We start from the raw sequence: 18188 nt of genomic DNA, 5'->3' as shown, positions 1-18188 counted from the left end.
GTGTCGCCCTCCGGCACCGCGCTTTTTGTCTGGAAAACCACGCATGACCCCCACTTCTCATCTGCCCCTTGGCCGCCTGGTGCTGGGCCTGGCCTTTGCTGCCGCCCTGCCCGTTCAAGCCGACGACACCACCCTGACCGGCGACTGGGGCGGCCTGCGCCGTGAACTCGACGAGCAAGGCATCCGCTTCACCGGCGACTACAGCGGCGAAACCGCCTACAACGCCGACGGCGGCCAACACCGTTCGGCGCGCTACTCGCAAAACATCAAGCTTGGCGTGCAGTTCGACCTGGGCAAGCTCTACGGTTTCAACAACGGCGACCGCATCCAGCTGACCATCAACGACCGGCGCGGCAACAGCGCCTCCGAAGACCTGGTGGGCAACCGCCTGCCGATCCAGGAAAACTACGGCGGCCTCTACACGCGCCTCACCGAATTGAGCTACGAACGCACGCTGTTTACCCCGGCGCTAAACGTCAAGCTGGGCTACATGGCCATGGGCAATGACCTCGGCGGCCTCGACAGCGGCATCCTGTGCAACTTCATGAACGCCGGTTTCTGCGGCCACCCATTGAACATGTCCGGCGGCAGCGGCTGGACCAACTACCCGAATGCGCGCCTCGGCGCGCGGGTGAAATACGATTTCTCGCCATCCTGGCAACTGCGCGTGGCAGCGTTCAATGTCGACCCGGACAGTAACGGCAACTCCAGCCGCGCCTGGCACCTGGACCCTAAACGCACCACCGGCACCGTGGTACCGATCGAGCTGGTCTACAAACACGCGGGCACGCTGCCGGGTGAATACAAGCTGGGGTATTACTACGACAGCTCCGACGTCAAACGCATCGGCAGCAACAAAGAAGTCAGCGGGCGCGGCGGTCACTACCTGCTGATCGACCAGGCCGTGTGGGCGTCCAGCACATCAGCCGGTCGCGTGCTGCATGCCTTCGGCCAATACTCGGCCGCCAGCGAGGCCGCCTCGCCGTTCAGCAAGTGGTATGGCGCGGGCGTGGTGCTGTACAAACCGTTCGAAGGCCGCCCGCGCGACACCGTCGCCCTGGGTTATGGCCGTGCGGTGCCGAACCCGCGCAGTCGGGATGTGCAGGAATTGGCGGCGTTCAACGCGGGCACCGACTACCCCAACCTGAACAATGCCGAGCAACTGATCGAACTCAGTTACGGCTACCAGGCCACGCCGTGGCTGACGTTGCGCCCGGATGTGCAATACATCATCGAGCCGGGGGCGTTTTCCGGTGAGAACATCGACAACGCGCTGGTAGTGGGTTTACAGGTGAAGGCCACTTTCTGACCGGATAAGGGCCGAGGCGCGAGCGCCAGCTGCGTCTCGCGCCTGTCAGGTCACAGTGGTTGTGTCACCATTTACCGAATCAAACGCCATCCCGACTACCCCTGCGCTCTCGAAGCGACGCTTTACCTCTTCGCTGACGATGATTGCCCCCAGATAGTGCTTAAGCCTGAAAATAGCTCGGCCACCCACGTTTACCGGATCAATAACGAGCCTGGTAAAGCCGCGATAATCCCCCGCCCGGTCCGGCCGCACCGGATCATCCACGGCATACCGCTGATATTCCGAGCGTTGTTGATCAACGCACTCAACCTGCGTCTCGATGATCATCACGAAATAGTCTTGCTCAACGTGCTTGTTCGCGATGTGCACCGGCTCAAGTACGAATGTCCTTATCCCTTTCCCCGCGTCTGCCGACATTATGAAGCCGCTGTGTGCTGATACTCACGCGGCGTACACCCAAACTCCCGCCGAAACACCGTGTGCAGGTACTGCGCCGATTTGAAGCCGCAGCGCGCGGCGATGTCGGCAATCGCCAGGGTTTGGTTTTCCAGGCCCTTGGCGGCGGCTGCGAGTTTGAAGCGCAGGATCTCATCGTGCACGCTGCAGCCGCGCGCCTTGCGAAAGTGTGATTCGAGGGAGGAGCGCGAAACGCCAACATAGGCCGCCACTTGGGCGGTCTTGATGCCCTGGCAAGCGTACTGGCGGATAAACAACAGCGCCTGCATCACGTACGGGTTACCCAACGGTTGATGCAAGCTGGACGCCTGCACATTGATCGCATCCGGCGGCACCAGAATCTGTGTGCCCGCGCAGGGTTTGCCGTGCAGCATCTGGTGCAGCAGCGCCGCGGCCGTGCGGCCCATGGTCTCGGTGCCCTGGATGACTGAACTCAACGGCACGCGCGTCAGCGTGCGAGTCAGCGGGTCATTGTCGATGCCGATCAATGCGACTTCTTCCGGCACGGCAATGCCGGCAGTGAGGCAGGCTTGCAGCAGCTGCCGTGCGCGGGCGTCGGTGACAGCAATGATGCCGATGGGCTTGGGCAAACTGTGCAGCCAGGCAATCTGCTGTTCCACGGCGCTGTCCCACAACGGTGCGCTGGTGCCCAGGCCGCGGTAGACCTCCACGTGCAGGCCATCGCGTTGCAACAGACGGCGGAAGGCTTTCTCACGCTCCTGGGCCCAGCGATTGGCCTGGGCTTCCGGCAGGCTGAAACAGGCAAAACGGCGCAGGCCTGCTTCGATCAAATGCTCATACGCCAGCTTCATCAACGCACGGTTGTCGGTGGCGACATAGGGAATGCCCTTCGGGTAGGCACGCGCATCCTGATAGGAGCCGCCCACCGCCACCACCGGCAGCTTGATGTCGGCCAGCGCCTCGCCGATCAGCGGGTCGTCAAAGTCGGCGATGATGCCGTCGCCCTGCCAGCGTTCGATGCCCTTGAGGCGACACAGAAAGTCCTCTTCAAGAAACAGGTCCCAGGACACGCGCGTGCTGCTCAGGTAATTGCCGATGCCGGTGATGATGCCCCGGTCGTAGATCTTGCTGCCATTGAACAGCAAGGCGATGCGGTGAACAGGCGGTAGGGTTTTCATTGTTTTTATCCTTAAAGCCGGTCGCCACAGCCTAGACCTCTCTAGTCAAAATCGCACCATGGCTTGGTGATTTTCATAATCGGCAGTCCCGATGCCGTTGCTAGTATCGAGTCACCGCCAAGAACAATAAGGAAATCGCCATGCCGTACTTCCCCGGTGTCGAGAAGGTTCGCTTCGAAGGCCCCAGCAGCGACTCTGCCCTCGCCTTTCGCCACTATGACGCCAACAAAATCATCCTCGGCAAACCCATGCGCGAGCACCTGCGCATGGCAGCCTGTTATTGGCACACCTTTGTGTGGCCAGGGGCGGATATGTTTGGTGTAGGCACCTTCAAGCGCCCCTGGCAGCGCACCGGCGACCCGATGGAACTGGCCATCGGCAAGGCGGAAGCGGCGTTCGAGTTTTTCTCCAAACTGGGCATCGACTACTACAGCTTTCACGACACCGACGTCGCACCCGAAGGCACCTCGATCAAGGCGTACCGCAACCATTTTGCGCAAATGGTCGACCACCTGGAGCGCCACCAGGAACAGACCGGTATCAAATTGCTGTGGGGCACCGCCAACTGCTTCAGCAACCCGCGCTTTGCCGCCGGCGCTGCCAGCAACCCGGACCCGGAGGTGTTCGCCTACGCCGCCGCGCAGGTGTTCAGCGCGATGAACGCCACGCTGCGGCTCAAGGGTGCCAACTATGTGCTGTGGGGCGGCCGCGAGGGCTACGAAACCCTGCTCAATACTGACCTCAAACGCGAGCGCGAACAGCTCGGACGCTTTATGCGCATGGTGGTGGAGCACAAGCACAAGATCGGCTTTACGGGCGACCTGTTGATTGAGCCCAAGCCCCAGGAGCCGACCAAACACCAATACGATTACGACAGCGCCACGGTGTTCGGTTTCCTGCATGAGTACGGCCTGGAACACGAGATCAAAGTGAATATCGAGGCCAACCACGCGACCCTCGCCGGTCATAGTTTCCATCATGAGATCGCCACCGCCGTGTCCCTCGGGATCTTCGGCAGCATCGACGCCAACCGCGGCGACCCGCAGAACGGCTGGGACACCGACCAGTTCCCCAATAGCGTCGAGGAGATGACCCTGGCCACCTACGAAATCCTCAAGGCAGGCGGGTTCAAGAACGGCGGCTACAACTTCGATTCCAAAGTCCGCCGCCAGAGCCTGGACGATGTCGACCTGTTCCACGGCCACGTCGCCGCCATGGATGTGCTGGCCCTGGCGCTGGAGCGCGCAGCGGCAATGGTGCAGAACGACCGGCTGCAGCAGTTCAAGGACCAGCGTTATGCCGGCTGGAACCAGCCATTGGGCCGGGCGGTATTGGCCGGTGAGTTCAGCCTGGAGTCGCTGGCCGAGCACGCCTTTGCACACGAGCTGAACCCGCAGGCCGTGAGTGGCCGGCAGGAGATGCTTGAAGGCGTGGTCAACCGGTTTATCTATACCTGACAGGGTGTCTGCCTGTGGCGAGCGGGCTTGTTGTGGCGAGCGGGCTTGCCCCGCGTTGGGGCGCGAAGCGGCCCTGAAACCTGACACCGCGGTATTTCAGGTAGAACGGGTCGCCTGGAATGGGACTGCTGCGCCGCCCAACGCAGGGCAAGCCCGCTCGCCACAACTACACTGTTCGCCTACAGTCGTCACACCGTGTCTTTCCAACAACAATAAAAGGACGCATCACCATGAAGTCATTTAAACGCACCTTGCTCGCCACTGCTCTGGCCCTGCTCGCCCTGCCGGTGATGGCCGATTCCGCCCATCCAAAAATCGGTTTCTCCATTGACGATTTGCGCCTGGAACGCTGGTCCCGTGACCGTGATTACTTCGTCGCCGCGGCCGAAAAACTCGACGCCAAGGTCTTCGTACAGTCGGCGGATGCCAATGAACAGAAGCAAATCTCGCAGATCGAAAACCTCATCTCCCGAGGCGTCGATGTGATCGTTATCGTGCCGTTCAACGCCACCGTGCTGACCAACGCCGTCGCCGAAGCCAAGAAGGCCGGTATCAAGGTGGTGTCCTATGACCGCCTGATCCTCAATGCCGATATCGACGCCTACATCTCCTTCGATAATGAAAAAGTCGGCGAGATGCAAGCCAACGGTGTTCTGCAAGCGGCGCCCAAGGGCAACTACTTTCTGCTCGGCGGCGCGCCCACCGACAACAACGCCAAGGTGCTGCGCGAAGGCCAGATGAAAGTGCTGCAACCGGCCATCGACAAGGGCGACATCAAGATTGTCGGCCAGCAGTGGGTCAAGGAATGGAACCCCACCGAAGCCTTGAGCATCGTCGAAAACGCCCTGACCCGAAACGACAACAAGATCGACGCCATCGTCGCCTCCAACGACGCCACCGCCGGCGGTGCGATCCAGGCCCTGGCCGCGCAGAAACTCGCGGGCAAAGTGCCGATCTCCGGCCAGGACGCCGACCTCGCCGCCGTCAAGCGCGTGATCGACGGCACCCAGACCATGACCGTGTATAAGCCGCTCAAACTGATCGCCTCAGAAGCGGCGAAACTCTCGGTGCAGCTGGCGCGCAATGAGAAACCCACCTACAGCTCGCAATACGACAACGGCAGCAAGAAGGTCGACACCATCCTGCTCACGCCTACGCCGTTGACCAAGGCCAATATCGATCTGCTGGAGAAAGACGGGTTTTATACCCAAGAGCAGATTGCCGGGCAGTGACCGCCATGGCCGACTACTTGCTGCAAATGAACGGCATCGTCAAAACCTTTGGCGGTGTCAAGGCACTGAACGGCATCGATATCAAGGTACGGCCGGGGGAATGTGTCGGCCTGTGCGGTGAAAACGGTGCGGGCAAATCCACCTTGATGAAGGTGCTGTCGGCGGTTTACCCGTATGGCACCTGGGACGGTGAAATCCTCTGGGATGGGCAGCCACTGAAGGCCCAGTCGATCAGCGAAACCGAGGCCGCGGGCATCGTCATCATCCACCAGGAGCTGACGCTGGTGCCGGACCTGTCGGTGGCCGAAAACATCTTTATGGGCCACGAACTGACCCTGCCCGGCGGGCGCATGAACTACCCGGCGATGATTCATCGTGCGCAGGCACTGATGCGTGAACTCAAGGTGCCGGACATGAACGTGGCGCTGCCGGTTTCACAGTACGGCGGCGGCTACCAGCAACTGGTGGAAATCGCCAAGGCCCTGAACAAACAGGCGCGCCTGTTGATCCTCGACGAGCCCTCTTCGGCCCTGACCCGCTCGGAAATCGACGTACTGCTGGACATCATCCGTGACCTCAAAGCCAAGGGCGTGGCCTGCGTGTATATCTCGCACAAGCTCGATGAAGTGGCAGCGGTGTGCGACACCATCGCGGTGATCCGCGATGGCAAACACATCGCTACCACCGCCATGGCCGACATGGATATCCCGCAGATCATCACCCAGATGGTAGGCCGCGAGATGAGCAACCTCTACCCCACCGAGCCTCACGAGGTCGGCGAGGTGATTTTCGAAGCACGTAACGTGACCTGCTATGACGTGGACAACCCCAAGCGCAAACGCGTCGACGATATTTCCTTTGTGCTCAGGCGCGGGGAAATCCTCGGCATTGCCGGGCTGGTGGGGGCTGGGCGCACGGAGCTGGTGTCGGCGCTGTTCGGCGCGTACCCCGGCCGCTACAGCTGCGAGGTGTGGCTCGATGGCCAGGTGATCGACACGCGCACACCGCTCAAATCGATCCGCGCCGGGCTGTGCATGGTGCCCGAAGACCGCAAGCGCCAAGGCATCATTCCCGACCTGGGTGTGGGCCAGAACATCACCCTGGCGGTGCTCGATAGCTATGCGCACCTGACCCGCATCGACGCCGAGGCCGAACTGGGCAGCATCGACCAGCAAATCGCGCGTATGCACCTCAAGACCGCCAGCCCGTTTTTGCCGATCACCAGCCTGTCCGGGGGCAATCAGCAAAAGGCCGTGCTGGCAAAAATGCTGATGACCAAGCCCAAGGTGCTGATCCTCGACGAGCCTACGCGTGGGGTGGACGTGGGCGCCAAGTATGAGATCTACACACTGATGTGCGCGCTGGCGGCCGAAGGCGTGGCGATCATCATGGTCTCCTCGGAGCTGGCCGAGGTGCTGGGGGTTTCCAACCGCGTGCTGGTGATCGGCGACGGCCAGTTGCGTGGTGATTTCATCAACCAGGGCCTCACCCAGGAACAGGTGCTCGCCGCCGCGCTCAGCCATAACAATAATGATCGGAAGACCGCGTAGATGAACCACGTCAAACAGCTGTTTACCCGCTACAAAATGCTCGCCCTGGTGATTGCCGTAGCGTTTATCTGGCTGTTTTTCAGCTGGCAGACCGAGGGCGGTTTCGTGACGCCACGCAACCTCTCCAACTTGCTGCGGCAGATGTCGATAACTGGCATCCTGGCGTGCGGCATGGTGCTGGTGATCATCAGCGGCGAGATCGATTTGTCGGTGGGTTCACTGCTCGGATTGCTGGGCGGGCTCGCGGCGATTCTGGATGTGGTCTATCACATCCCGCTGCTGGCCAACCTCAGCCTGGTGGCACTTTGCGGCCTGATGCTCGGGCTGGCCAACGGTTACATGACCGCCTACCTGCGCATCCCGTCGTTTATCGTCGGCCTGGGCGGCATGCTCGCGTTTCGCGGGATTCTGCTGGGGATTACCGGCGGCACCACCATCGCGCCGGTGTCGCCGTCGCTGGTGTATGTGGGCCAGGGGTATTTGCCGCACAGCGTGGGTATCGGCCTTGGGATTTTGCTGTTCGCTCTAACCCTGTTCCTCACTTGGAAACAACGGCGTAACCGCGCCCTGCACAGCCTGGCTGCGCACTCCCTGATGCGTGATGGGCTGCGCGTGGCGGTGATTGGCGCGGTACTCGCCGGGTTCGTCACCACCCTCAACAGCTACGACGGCATCCCGGTTCCGGTGCTGTTGTTGCTGGTGCTGCTCGGCGTATTCAGCTACGTCACCAGCCAGACCGTGTTCGGCCGCCGCGTGTATGCGGTGGGCAGCAACATGGAAGCCACGCGGCTGTCGGGCATCAACGTGCAGGCGGTGAAGCTGTGGATCTTCGGCATCATGGGCGTGATGTGCGCCCTCGCCGGCCTGGTCAACACCGCGCGCCTCGCGGCGGGCTCACCGTCGGCGGGCAACATGGGCGAACTGGATGCCATCGCCGCGTGCTTTATCGGCGGCACCTCGATGCGCGGTGGCTCGGGCACGGTGTATGGCGCCCTGCTCGGCGCGCTGGTGATTACCAGCCTGGATAACGGCATGTCGATGCTGGATGTGGACAGTTACTGGCAGATGATCGTAAAGGGCAGCATTCTGGTGCTGGCGGTGTGGGTGGATGTGAGTACGCGGGCCGGGCGGCGCTGAATCACAGCCATAAAAAAAGCCACTCGAATGAGTGGCTTCTTTTTGGCCGGTCTAGCTCAGCACAACATCACGCATTGCCGGGATGTAACCGTAATCGTAGGCCTCCTGCACAAACGAACGGTCCCCCTTCAATACAATCCTCACGGTGGGCGCCTCGGTGCCGCCGATACGGTAGTCATCGCCGGTGGTGGGCACGCTGTCGATAAACGACGTCACCAGGCCATTGGGCATCACGCAATGCGAATAGGTTTGGAAAGGTTGCGACGGTGGGTTGCCAAGTACCAGCCCCGAGCCATTCATCGGCGTGTAGGGACCAAACAGATGATCGCCAACAAACCCGTAGACGCCATCCGGCCCGGTCACGCCGTCGGCGTAGGTGAACTTGTGGCTGATGGTGAACAGGTAGTACTTGTTGTCCTGGAACACATAATGCGGGCGTTCGGTTTGATCGTTCACGCCCACCGCCGTCACCAGTGGCGGCAGGATTTCCCATTCGTCACCGTTGAGGTCCTTGGCCACGGCAATGCCAATGCAACCGACCTGATACCGCGCACCGCCGACGTCTTCATGGCCAGGTGGCACCAGGCCGAGTTCATCAGGGCCTACTTCGTGAGTACCGCGCTCGCCCGCGACATTGCCTTCAAACACCATGTACAACTTGCCGTCGTTGGGGTCGATAAACGGGCTGGGGTCGCGAAAGTTCCACGTCGCATTCTGCGCTTCGGTCTGGTAATACGTGCCATCCGCCTCGAACAGCGACTTGACGTCAGTGAAGCCCTCAAGCGTAACGCCGCTGTCCGACGTGACGACCCGGCCCCTGACCTTGGCAATCGTGGCCCCCGGCGTTACGCAGGTGTAATACAGGTCGATATCGCCGTGGTTGTTGAGCAGGATCGGCGTACCTGCCCATTCGCGGGTGGTCGGCGAAACCCCTTCGGCCATCACGCGGCCACCGAAGATCCAGTCCTTGCCGGTGCGCGAGTACCAGTAGCACATGCGCGCATGGCCGTGGCGGTCTTCCCAATCACGCTTGATATCGTAACGGCCATCGGCATTGATAAATTGTGGATCATGCGGGCGACGGTCTGCGGTCAACGTGAAGATAACCGACCAACCATTAACCGATACCACCGTGCCATCCAGTTCACGCAATGGCATGGTGTCCCAAATAAACACGGTGTCACTCATGACAGGGAAGTCAGGACTCACTAACGGCTGTGTAGTCGTCGGGTCATTTTCATTAACTTTTAGCGCATCGGCCCGAGTCCAGCGAGTGGGTGTGTGATTCGCAGGTTTCATGATGATGTCCTTTTACTGACGCTTTAGTGACAAGCGAAGATTAAATAACACTGACAGCCGGCAACTGCATTGCGACTGAAAAGAGCGAGCCGTAGTTGGCTCTATATGTGCAAAACAAGGTTTAACATGAAGCCTATTGATGACAACATTAAGAATTATTTAAGTCACAAGTGCCACCACTGTATTTATATCCTTGATATAAATACAGTGGCACGCTTCATAAATTACCGATCAATAGACAGTGAGCTGCTCAACTACCAAACACCAGCGCTACCGCCTGAGCCCCAGCATTCTTTTGCGTGAAATCCTTGGCCTGCGCTGCGGTTTTCAAGGTGTAGTTATAGTTGGAACGCGCTGTCCACTGGGCGTTAGGCGACTTCTGGTTGGTGATGCTGGGCACACTGTTGGTGTCGGTGAACGTACCAGTGCCTTTATCGTCCAACATGCCGTTATTCTGGCTGCCCTCGCCGAAGTAATTACTTTCAGAAAGGATATTGGCGTTCTGCGCCAGGGTAAAACCCAGGTGAAAGTTATTCACGTAGTTGTTATACACGTGAAAATAACCGTAACGCATCAAACCCGGCGCGCGCACTTCCATGTTGTCGAAGCGGTTATGGCACAGCGTAAGACGCGGGTAACCATTGAAAGCTGCGTTGTTGTCATCGGCTGGGTGGCCGAAGATCAAGCCGTATTTGTGGTTGCCAAAAAAGCAGTTGCTGATGGTGGCGTAGTCGGCCTTTTCGCCGATATACACCAGTTTATCTTCACTGCCGTCCGTGGTGGACCAGGTGTGGCCGACAAAAGAGCAATGGTCGATCCAGTATTTACTGCCGTAGTTCAGGTACACCTGGATATCGTCATTGGCCTTAATACTTGCCGAATGCTTGAAGATAATGTTCTGCAGAATAATATTCTGCGACTGCGCCGTGGCACGCAGGTGGATGTTCTCCAGCGTACGGTTCTGGAAGGAGCCGATCAGGGTCTTGTTGGCGCCCATGTTCACTTTGGTCAGGCTCGACGCCGAGATATTGCTGTTGATCACCAGCACCCGCGGGGTGGTGTCACCAATATTGGCCTTGAGTTGGTCCAGCGTGGTGATACTGACCACCTGGCCCGCCCAGCCACCAGTGACTTTTGCCGCAAGGGCGAAACCGGTCAAGCCGATGAGCTTGCTTTCTGGATACGACATGAGTTCCCTCTCTTTCATAAAAAGCGGCTCGACAGTGCGAGCCTGTGCATTCAAGTTAATCCGTTAACTTGCACACAGTGTTCGGCGTGGCTGGTAACGCCGGTTTTGGCTGATCAGCGCTTAAACACTGTGTTTATATACAGTAGCGGGCATTCAGTACGCGGTCAACCCACGAGCACCACCAATGAGTAGGAAATGGCTTTTTTTCTGGTTTTTAAAAGGCCAGCAAGGCGCGTCGCTTTTAATCGCAGGACGTTTCCTAGACAATCCCCGCCGCCTTGTGCCTGTTGGAATCGGTGGCTAGTCTGCGGTCCGTCGCTGCATTTCAGCGACCGGGTTTAGCAGCCTGACTTCAATACGCACACGGTTCACTTCTGCTTTTATGGTGGCTGTGCGTGGGGCACCTTCGGGTGCGCTGGTTTTCCTATTGACCGGTCTGCTAACCCGCGTACAGCTGCCACCCTCGTTTAGCAGCGTTGGCGGTAGCTTCCCTGTTCAATAGGAGTTACACCATGAATAAAGTCGTCCCCGACCCACCCCTCAGTTCAGCCAAGGCCCGCGCCGCATTCAACCGCGCCATCGACCATTACCTGCCTGCCCAGGGTGTTCCCATCGAAGACTTGAGCTTCGAAGACGCCCTGCTCTACACCGCGAGCCTGCTCGACAGCGCGTCGGCCACCACCCTCAATTGCAGCGAGCTGCTGCCAAACCCCGAGCGGGCGAAGATTCTGGCGGTGTGGCATTTGCTGGAGATGGCCAGGACGACGGTGGATCGCTCCATTGAGTGCCTGAACCCGACAAAAACCACGGCCTGAATAAACACGGTCAAAAAAGTGTGGGAGCTGGCTTGCCAGCTCCCACAGAAACGCAGAGCACCACGGGGCTGGCAGTTGAACTCGGTCAAATTGTGGGAGCGGGCTTGCTCGCGAATGCGTTGGGTCAGTCACACATGAGCTGGCTGGCACACCGCCTTCGCGAGCGAGCCCGCTCCCACAGTAGATTTCCCTCAGTTGATCTGCGGTGTTATCGAACTATTTGGACACCGGCATCGCAAACTCCGCGCCCTGCTCGATGCTCTCCGACCAGCGCTGCATGATCGATTTCTGCTTGGTATAAAAGCGCACGCCTTCAGTGCCGTAGGCATGCATGTCGCCAAACAAGCTCTTCTTCCAGCCACCAAAGCCGTGCCAGGCCATCGGCACCGGGATCGGCACGTTGATACCGACCATGCCCACTTCGATACGCCGTGCAAACTCGCGAGCAATGTTGCCGTCGCGGGTAAAGCAGCTCACGCCGTTGCCGAACTCGTGGTCGTTGACCAGCTTGATCGCCTCGCCGAAGTCATTCACGCGCACGCAGGCCAGCACCGGGCCGAAGATTTCTTCGCGGTAGATGCTCATGTCTTTCGTCACGTGGTCGAACAAGGTTGCGCCGAGCCAGAAGCCGTTTTCCAGGCCCGGTTCGGTGGGCACGTAGTCACGGCCATCGAGCAGCAATTGCGCGCCGGCCTGCACGCCTTGTTCGATGTAGCCGCTGATGCGTTCCAGTGCGGCACGCGAGACGATCGGGCCCATCTCGGCTTTCAAATCGCGGCCGTCGGTGATGCGCAATGTCTTCGCGCGCTCGGTCAAGGCAGCGATGACTTTATCGCCCACATCACCCACCAGCACCGCCACCGATATCGCCATGCAGCGCTCGCCGGCACTGCCGTAGGCGGCGCCCATCAATGCGTCGACGGTTTTTTCGATGTCCGCATCGGGCATCACCACCATGTGGTTTTTCGCGCCGCCCAGGCCTTGCACGCGCTTGCCGTTGCGCGCGCCGGTCTCGTAGATGTATTGCGCAATCGGCGTGGAGCCGACAAAGCTCACGGCCTTGACGTCCGGGTGTTCGAGCAGGGCATCCACCGCTTCCTTGTCGCCCTGCACCACGTTGAACACGCCGTTGGGCAAGCCGGCTTCGCGCAGCAACTCAGCCATGAACAGCGAGGCGCTCGGGTCGGTCGGGCTGGGCTTGAGGATGAAGGTGTTGCCCGCCGCGATGGCGATCGGGTACATCCACATCGGCACCATCACCGGGAAGTTGAATGGCGTCACGCCGGCCACCACGCCCAAAGGCTGGCGCATCGTCCAGTTGTCCATGCCACGCGACACCTGGTCGGAATGTTCACCCTTGAGCAGGTTGGGAATGCCGCATGCGAACTCGAGGATGTCGATGCCCCGGTCGACTTCGCCCTGGGCGTCGGTGAACACCTTGCCGTGTTCGGCGACGATGATGCGCGCCAGGTCGTCCTTGCGTTCACGCAGCAGGTGCAGGTATTGGAACAGTACGCGGGCACGGCGGATCGGCGGGGTGTCGGCCCAACCGGCGAAGGCGGCCTGGGCAGCGGCGACGGCCTCGCCCACGGTCTGGCGGCTGGCCAAGGCCACGCGAGCGGTCACCTCACCGGTGGCCGGGTTGTAGACGTCCTGATAGCGATCATCGCGAGAAACGCGCTGGTCGTTGATGTAATGCTCGATGGTGCGCATGGCAGTTGATCCCAGGTCGGTAACGTTGGAGCCCACGATAGGCTTTCAGTTTGTTCCGAACCAGAGCAGAATCCAGAACTTATTGTCCTTACAGGCGAACAATAGAATCATGGAAAAGGCTGAGATCGAAGGGCTGTGGACCCACATTCATTGGTTGTCGGTGCTTGAGGAGCAAGGCACCTACACCGCCGCCGCCGCGCGCCTGGGGGTGAGCAAGTCCGCCGTCAGCCAGCGCATTTCAGACCTGGAGAAAGCCACCGGCACCCGGCTGGTCACCCGCACCACGCGCAGCGTGCGGCTGACCGATGCGGGCCTGTCACTGACCCGCGAAGTGCGCAGCGCCTATGCGCACATCGCGCGTAGTTTCTCGTCGGTGCGCGACGCTGCCGGGGAAATTCGCGGCCTGGTGCGCCTCACCGCGCCGGTGGCGTTTGCCCGCCAGCAGTTGGTGCCGCACCTGTCCGAGTTCCTGCAGCTTTACCCGCAGGTGCGCATCCAGCTGGACGTCTCGGATGCCTTGAGTTCGCTGGCGGCCGAAGGCTACGACCTGGCGGTACGGCACGGCTTCCAGGTGCCGGAAACCCATGTGGCGTGGAAGCTGTGCGACACCGGCTCGGTGCTGGTCGCCACGCGCGAGTACCTGCAACAGCACGGCGAACCGCGCGAACCTGGCGACCTCACCGCGCATAACTGCCTGTACTACCCGCGGGGCACCGACCAGCCGGCGTGGACCTTTGAACGCGGCGGCAAACAGGTTGAACGGGTGACCGTGCCGATCGCTGGGAGTTTTTCGACCAATAACAGTGAAGCGCTGCGCGACTCGGCGGTGAACCACCTGGGCATCGCCCTGCTCCCGGATTTCAGCGCGCAGGCCGCACTGGCCAGTGGCAAGTTGGTGCAGGTGCTCAAGGGCTGGACGCTTAAGGGCGCGTTTGCCGATGAGATTTACCTGATTCGACCGTACTCGCCCCATGTACCTAAATCGGTCAGTACGTTAGTTGGCTATCTAAAGGATAAGTTGTCCGGCGGTTTTCGGTTCATGGGTAAGTAACACACTTATGCAGACGACTTAAGCGGAACCATTCTCGACAAGCACTTAGTGCCGAACGACTTATAGCCAGCGGCAATAATCCAAATAACCAACGTTAAGACCTTGTATTGAACTTGTTACTTGCCAACGCCTGCAACAACGGGTTCTTGACGCTTTAAAAAAAGCCATACAACTAATTGTAAAACATAGATAAATATCGCTGTGTAAACCTCTCCAACCTGCCGATTTTAAACTCCTTGCGGCGCAAACTTGCAAAAAAACCACAACCGGCTACGTTCATGAATACCGTGAAAGCCATCAGCCATTACGCACACAACCAGCCCGACGGGCGAGGAACTCTATTGCTCTGAAAACAGCGCTTAACACTGACACGGAACTTAGTCTTAACTCTCAAAAGGGATGCTTTGATGAAGCGCAGCCGGTGGTATCGTGCGTTCTCGAAAAAGGGGCCAGCCGAATATTTTTGGCTGTCGTTGATAGGCTTTGCTGTGCTGGTGATCGCCAGCTTCCTGTTGTTTGAACAACAGATCCAGGACTTCCTGATTCACCTCAACCTGTACCAACCTTCGACGCCTGCCCAGGCATTCAACCTGGCACTGCTGCTGCTCGCCCTGCTCGCCCTCGATGTGGTGTTGCCGGTGCCGTCAAGCCTGGTGGCGTTGCTGGCGGTGGCCATGCTCGGCAGCCTTGGCGGTTACCTGGTGATTTTCATTGGGCTGTGCCTGGGCGCCGGGTTGGGCTATGCGCTTGGCGCCGGCTATTTGCGCTTGCTGTCCGGCCGCCTTGGCTTGCCTCAGCGTCAGCCTGGGCAGTTGGCGTATCGGCTGGGCACGTTGTCGCTGATTTGCCTGCGCGGCGTGCCGGTGCTGGCGGAAACCTCGGTGGTGGCCGCCGGCATGCAACGCTACCCGCTGCGCGCATTCTTGCTGATCACCACCCTGGCCAACGCCGGACTGGCACTGGCTTACACCGCCATCGGCACGCTGCTGATCGAGCAGAACTCGCTGCTGGTCACCCTCCTCGCCAGCATGGTGCTGCCGCTGGCGTTTATGGCCGGTTACAGCCTGCTCAAACGCAAACCCGATGGGCAGCAGCCGCTGCGCGGACGGTTCGAGGTCAGTTACGACTACCCGGTGATGTTCACCGATCACGTGTTTGATCCGCTCAACCCGTGCCTGCACCGCGCGCTCGTTACCCAGCACGAGGCGCCGGTGACGGTAATGGTGTTCGCCGATGCGCAACTGCTGCACAGCGCCCCGCAATTGCTGGCGCAAATCGACGCCTATTTCGCCGCCCATGCAGACCTGCATTTGCAAACCGCCCCCATCGCCGTGCCGGCGGGTGAACTGAGCAAAACCTCACGCGTGCTGGAGCAGCTCTACACCGACATGCTGCAACACGGGCTGGACCGGCATTGCTACGTGCTGGCCCTGGGCGGCGGCGCGGTCCTGGATGCGGTGGGCTACGCCTGCGCCACCTTCCACCGTGGCATTCGCCTGATCCGTATCCCCAGCACGGTGCTGGCCCAGAACGACGCCGGCATCGGCGTGAAAAACGGCATCAATGCCTTCGGCCAGAAGAACCTGCTGGGTGCCTTCTACCCTGCCACGGCGGTGATCAACGACTTCCAACTGCTCACCAGCCTCACCCGCCGCGACCAGATCACCGGGCTGGCCGAAGCGGTCAAGGTGGCGCTGATCAAGGACCAGGCGTTCTTCGCGTGGATGGAACAACACGCCGATGCCCTCGCCCGTTTTGATCACCCGGCCAGCCGCCATGCGATTCGCCGCTGCGCCGAGCTGCACCTGGCGCACATCACCGGCGCCGGCGACCCGTTCGAACGCGGCAACGGTCGGCCGCTGGATTACGGCCACTGGGCCGCGCACAAATTGGAAAACCTCAGCCACCACCGGCTGCGCCATGGCGAAGCGGTCGCGGTGGGCATGGCGTTGGATGGGCTGTATGCGAATGCCTTGGGGTTGTTGAGCGATACCGACACTGAGCGTGTGATGAGCCTGCTGCGCAAACTGGGCTTCAACCTGTGCCCGCCGGAGCTGGCCTTGAAAGATGCGCAGGGTCGCTCGCCGCTGTTGCTGGGCCTGGAGGAGTTCCGCCAGCACCTGGGCGGGCAACTGTCGATCCCCATGCTCAACCGCATCGGCCAGTCGGTGGACCTGCATGAAATCGACAGCGCGACGATGGAGGTCGCGCTGCAACGCTTGTCGACTGCAAGCGAAGCAGCGCTGACGCTGGGCGAGGGTTACGCACAATGAGCCCGATGAAAACCTGGATGACCCTGGGCCGCGTCTCCAACCTGCCCACGGTATGGACCAACACCCTCGCTGCGGCCCTGCTCGCCAGCAGCGCCGGCGCCCTGGCACCGCCGTCGTCGCTGGTGTGGGGGCTGCTGCTGATCACGCTGTCATTGCTGTACCTGGCCGGCATGCTGTTGAACGACTGGCTCGACGCCGATTGGGACCGGCAACACCACAACCCGCGCCCGATCACCCTGGGTTTGGCCAGCCGGCAACAAGTCGGCCTGGCCACGGTGCTGCTGCTGATACTCGCCGCCGCAGCGGTACTGGGCCTGAGCCGCTTGATCGACAAGCCGCATTGGTTGCTTGGCAGCGTGGTGCTGTTGGTGGGCTGCATCGTCGGCTACAACCTGCTGCACAAGAAATACGCCCACAGCGTGTGGCTGATGGGCGCCTGTCGCTCGGCGCTGTACCTCACGGCAGCGGCCAGCCTGGCGGTGCCGCCGGAGCCGATCTGGCTGTGCGCGATGCTGCTCGGCGTGTACATCAGCGGCCTGACTTACCTGGCGCGCCAGGAACATCGCAACCATCTGATCAGCCGCTTGCCATTGCTGCTGATGCTCAGTCCGCTGGCCCTGGCGTTCTACTCCAACACGCTGTGGTTCTGGCCGGTACTGCTACTGTGGCTCGGCTGGCTGGGCTGGCATTACTGGAAACACCTGGCCAACCCGCAACAACGCCAGGTGCGTGCCTTTATCGGCGCTGGCCTGGCCGCCCTGCCGCTGTTCGACGCGCTGGTGCTGGCGGTGGCCAACCAACCGTTGGGCAGCCTGTTGTGTGTGCTGGTGTTTTTCCTGCTTCCCCACTTTCAGCGCTGGATCAAGCCGACATGAACATGCGCCAGGATGGCCTCGCCGCACACCTTCAAGCCCTGACCCAGCAACTGAACGCCGCCGCACTGGATTGGTGGCAGCAGGCGCAGGCGCAGCTTGCCCAGCAACCCAGCGCCACACTGGCCGCGTTATTGAGCGGCCAATGCAAGCGCCTGCTGCCCGCGCCGGCCGTCGAGTTGGCACGTGCGCTGTTAGCGGCCAAGGCACTCGAACACACCCCGGCCACCGAGCAGGTGCCGTTGCTGCGCCAGCTGTTCCTGTGGGGTGATGACCAGGAAAAAATCGCCCTGCTGGGTGCGCTCGACTGGCTCGACAGCGACGGCCTTTGCGTGGAGCTGGCCCTGCAGGCCGGGCGCACCAGCAACCCGCAGGTATTTGCCGCCCTTGCCCTCGACACGGCTTACCCGTCCCGCCATTACCCGGAGCGCGCCTTTCACCAGTTGGTACTCAAAGCGCTCGGCATGGGCCTCGACGTCGGGCGCTTGATGGGCCTCACGCAGCGCCAGGGCGTCACGCTCAACCAGCTGGCCCTTGACCTGCTCGACGAACAGCTCGCGGCCGAGCGAACCGTGTCCCCCGGGCTGCCCACCGTCATCGCCTTTGACCTGCTCAGCCCGGCGCAACACCAGCGCCTGCGAAGCCTGAACCTGCCGCCGCAATGGCGCGCCTGCCTGAACTGACACCGCACAACGC

The 18188-nt window shown here is 60.7% G+C and carries 15 protein-coding genes; 10 read left to right on the top strand and 5 right to left on the bottom strand.

The annotated features are described in order from the left end of the window. The first annotated feature begins 43 nt into the window (after positions 1 to 43). Positions 44 to 1309: a carbohydrate porin gene (locus ACP7B3_RS24735; RefSeq protein WP_426181499.1), complete on the top strand. Its 1266-nt coding sequence runs from the start codon at positions 44 to 46 to the stop codon at positions 1307 to 1309. 45 nt (positions 1310 to 1354) lie between these two features. On the opposite strand, the gene ACP7B3_RS24730 is transcribed toward ACP7B3_RS24735, so the two are convergent. Together ACP7B3_RS24730 and ACP7B3_RS24725 are read right to left on the bottom strand one after the other, a co-directional pair. Beyond that, positions 1355 to 1726, bottom strand: coding sequence for an imm11 family protein (locus tag ACP7B3_RS24730; protein ID WP_426181497.1), 372 nt, complete (start codon positions 1724 to 1726; stop codon positions 1355 to 1357). After that, entirely contained in the window at positions 1726 to 2904 is a 1179-nt protein-coding gene (locus tag ACP7B3_RS24725) for a XylR family transcriptional regulator (protein ID WP_145164819.1), read from the bottom strand. The genes ACP7B3_RS24730 and ACP7B3_RS24725 overlap by 1 nt, the downstream gene beginning before the upstream one ends. A 140-nt stretch (positions 2905 to 3044) precedes the next feature. Between ACP7B3_RS24725 and xylA the strand changes: the two genes are divergently transcribed. From xylA to ACP7B3_RS24705, 4 genes are all read left to right on the top strand, one after another. Further along, on the top strand, positions 3045 to 4361 hold the full coding sequence (gene xylA, locus ACP7B3_RS24720; protein WP_145164817.1) for a xylose isomerase: 1317 nt from the start codon (positions 3045 to 3047) through the stop codon (positions 4359 to 4361). 230 nt (positions 4362 to 4591) lie between these two features. Further along, positions 4592 to 5593 (top strand): D-xylose ABC transporter substrate-binding protein, encoded by a 1002-nt coding sequence (xylF, locus tag ACP7B3_RS24715; RefSeq protein WP_145164815.1) that lies wholly within the window; start codon positions 4592 to 4594, stop codon positions 5591 to 5593. 5 nt (positions 5594 to 5598) lie between these two features. Beyond that, the gene (xylG, locus tag ACP7B3_RS24710) at positions 5599 to 7143 is read left to right on the top strand and encodes a D-xylose ABC transporter ATP-binding protein (protein WP_262207299.1); all 1545 of its coding nucleotides are present in this window, start codon (positions 5599 to 5601) and stop codon (positions 7141 to 7143) included. Beyond that, positions 7144 to 8280, top strand: coding sequence for a sugar ABC transporter permease (locus ACP7B3_RS24705; protein WP_416363239.1), 1137 nt, complete (start codon positions 7144 to 7146; stop codon positions 8278 to 8280). It begins immediately after the preceding gene. Positions 8281 to 8331: 51 nt separating this feature from the next. Here ACP7B3_RS24705 and ACP7B3_RS24700 read toward each other — a convergent pair whose 3' ends face one another. Together ACP7B3_RS24700 and ACP7B3_RS24695 are read right to left on the bottom strand one after the other, a co-directional pair. Next, positions 8332 to 9579 (bottom strand): glycoside hydrolase family 68 protein, encoded by a 1248-nt coding sequence (locus ACP7B3_RS24700; RefSeq protein WP_242198551.1) that lies wholly within the window; start codon positions 9577 to 9579, stop codon positions 8332 to 8334. A 250-nt stretch (positions 9580 to 9829) separates the two neighbouring features. Further along, a complete protein-coding gene (locus ACP7B3_RS24695) occupies positions 9830 to 10768 on the bottom strand; it encodes a pectate lyase (protein ID WP_145164807.1) in 939 nt (312 codons plus the stop codon). 512 nt (positions 10769 to 11280) lie between these two features. Here ACP7B3_RS24695 and ACP7B3_RS24690 point away from each other — a divergent pair. Then, positions 11281 to 11583, top strand: coding sequence for a DUF6124 family protein (locus ACP7B3_RS24690; RefSeq protein ID WP_145164805.1), 303 nt, complete (start codon positions 11281 to 11283; stop codon positions 11581 to 11583). Between the two features lie 216 nt (positions 11584 to 11799). On the opposite strand, the gene ACP7B3_RS24685 is transcribed toward ACP7B3_RS24690, so the two are convergent. Further along, positions 11800 to 13296: a CoA-acylating methylmalonate-semialdehyde dehydrogenase gene (locus tag ACP7B3_RS24685; protein WP_145164803.1), complete on the bottom strand. Its 1497-nt coding sequence runs from the start codon at positions 13294 to 13296 to the stop codon at positions 11800 to 11802. Positions 13297 to 13405: 109 nt separating this feature from the next. On the opposite strand from ACP7B3_RS24685, the gene ACP7B3_RS24680 reads away from it, so the two are divergent. From ACP7B3_RS24680 to ACP7B3_RS24665, 4 genes are all read left to right on the top strand, one after another. Next, a complete protein-coding gene (locus ACP7B3_RS24680) occupies positions 13406 to 14347 on the top strand; it encodes a LysR family transcriptional regulator (protein WP_426181491.1) in 942 nt (313 codons plus the stop codon). Between the two features lie 407 nt (positions 14348 to 14754). Beyond that, the gene (locus ACP7B3_RS24675) at positions 14755 to 16620 is read left to right on the top strand and encodes a 3-dehydroquinate synthase (protein WP_426181488.1); all 1866 of its coding nucleotides are present in this window, start codon (positions 14755 to 14757) and stop codon (positions 16618 to 16620) included. Between the two features lie 5 nt (positions 16621 to 16625). Continuing rightward, entirely contained in the window at positions 16626 to 17495 is an 870-nt protein-coding gene (locus tag ACP7B3_RS24670; protein WP_426181546.1) for a UbiA family prenyltransferase, read from the top strand. Beyond that, entirely contained in the window at positions 17492 to 18175 is a 684-nt protein-coding gene (locus ACP7B3_RS24665) for an EboA domain-containing protein (protein WP_426181485.1), read from the top strand. Before ACP7B3_RS24670 ends, ACP7B3_RS24665 begins: the two co-directional genes overlap by 4 nt. Positions 18176 to 18188 lie beyond the last annotated feature (13 nt).

Source organism: Pseudomonas sp. TWRC1-2 (assembly GCF_049896685.1).
In the GTDB taxonomy this organism is placed as follows: Bacteria; Pseudomonadota; Gammaproteobacteria; order Pseudomonadales; family Pseudomonadaceae; genus Aquipseudomonas.
This window is presented reverse-complemented; position numbering and strand designations above follow the sequence as displayed.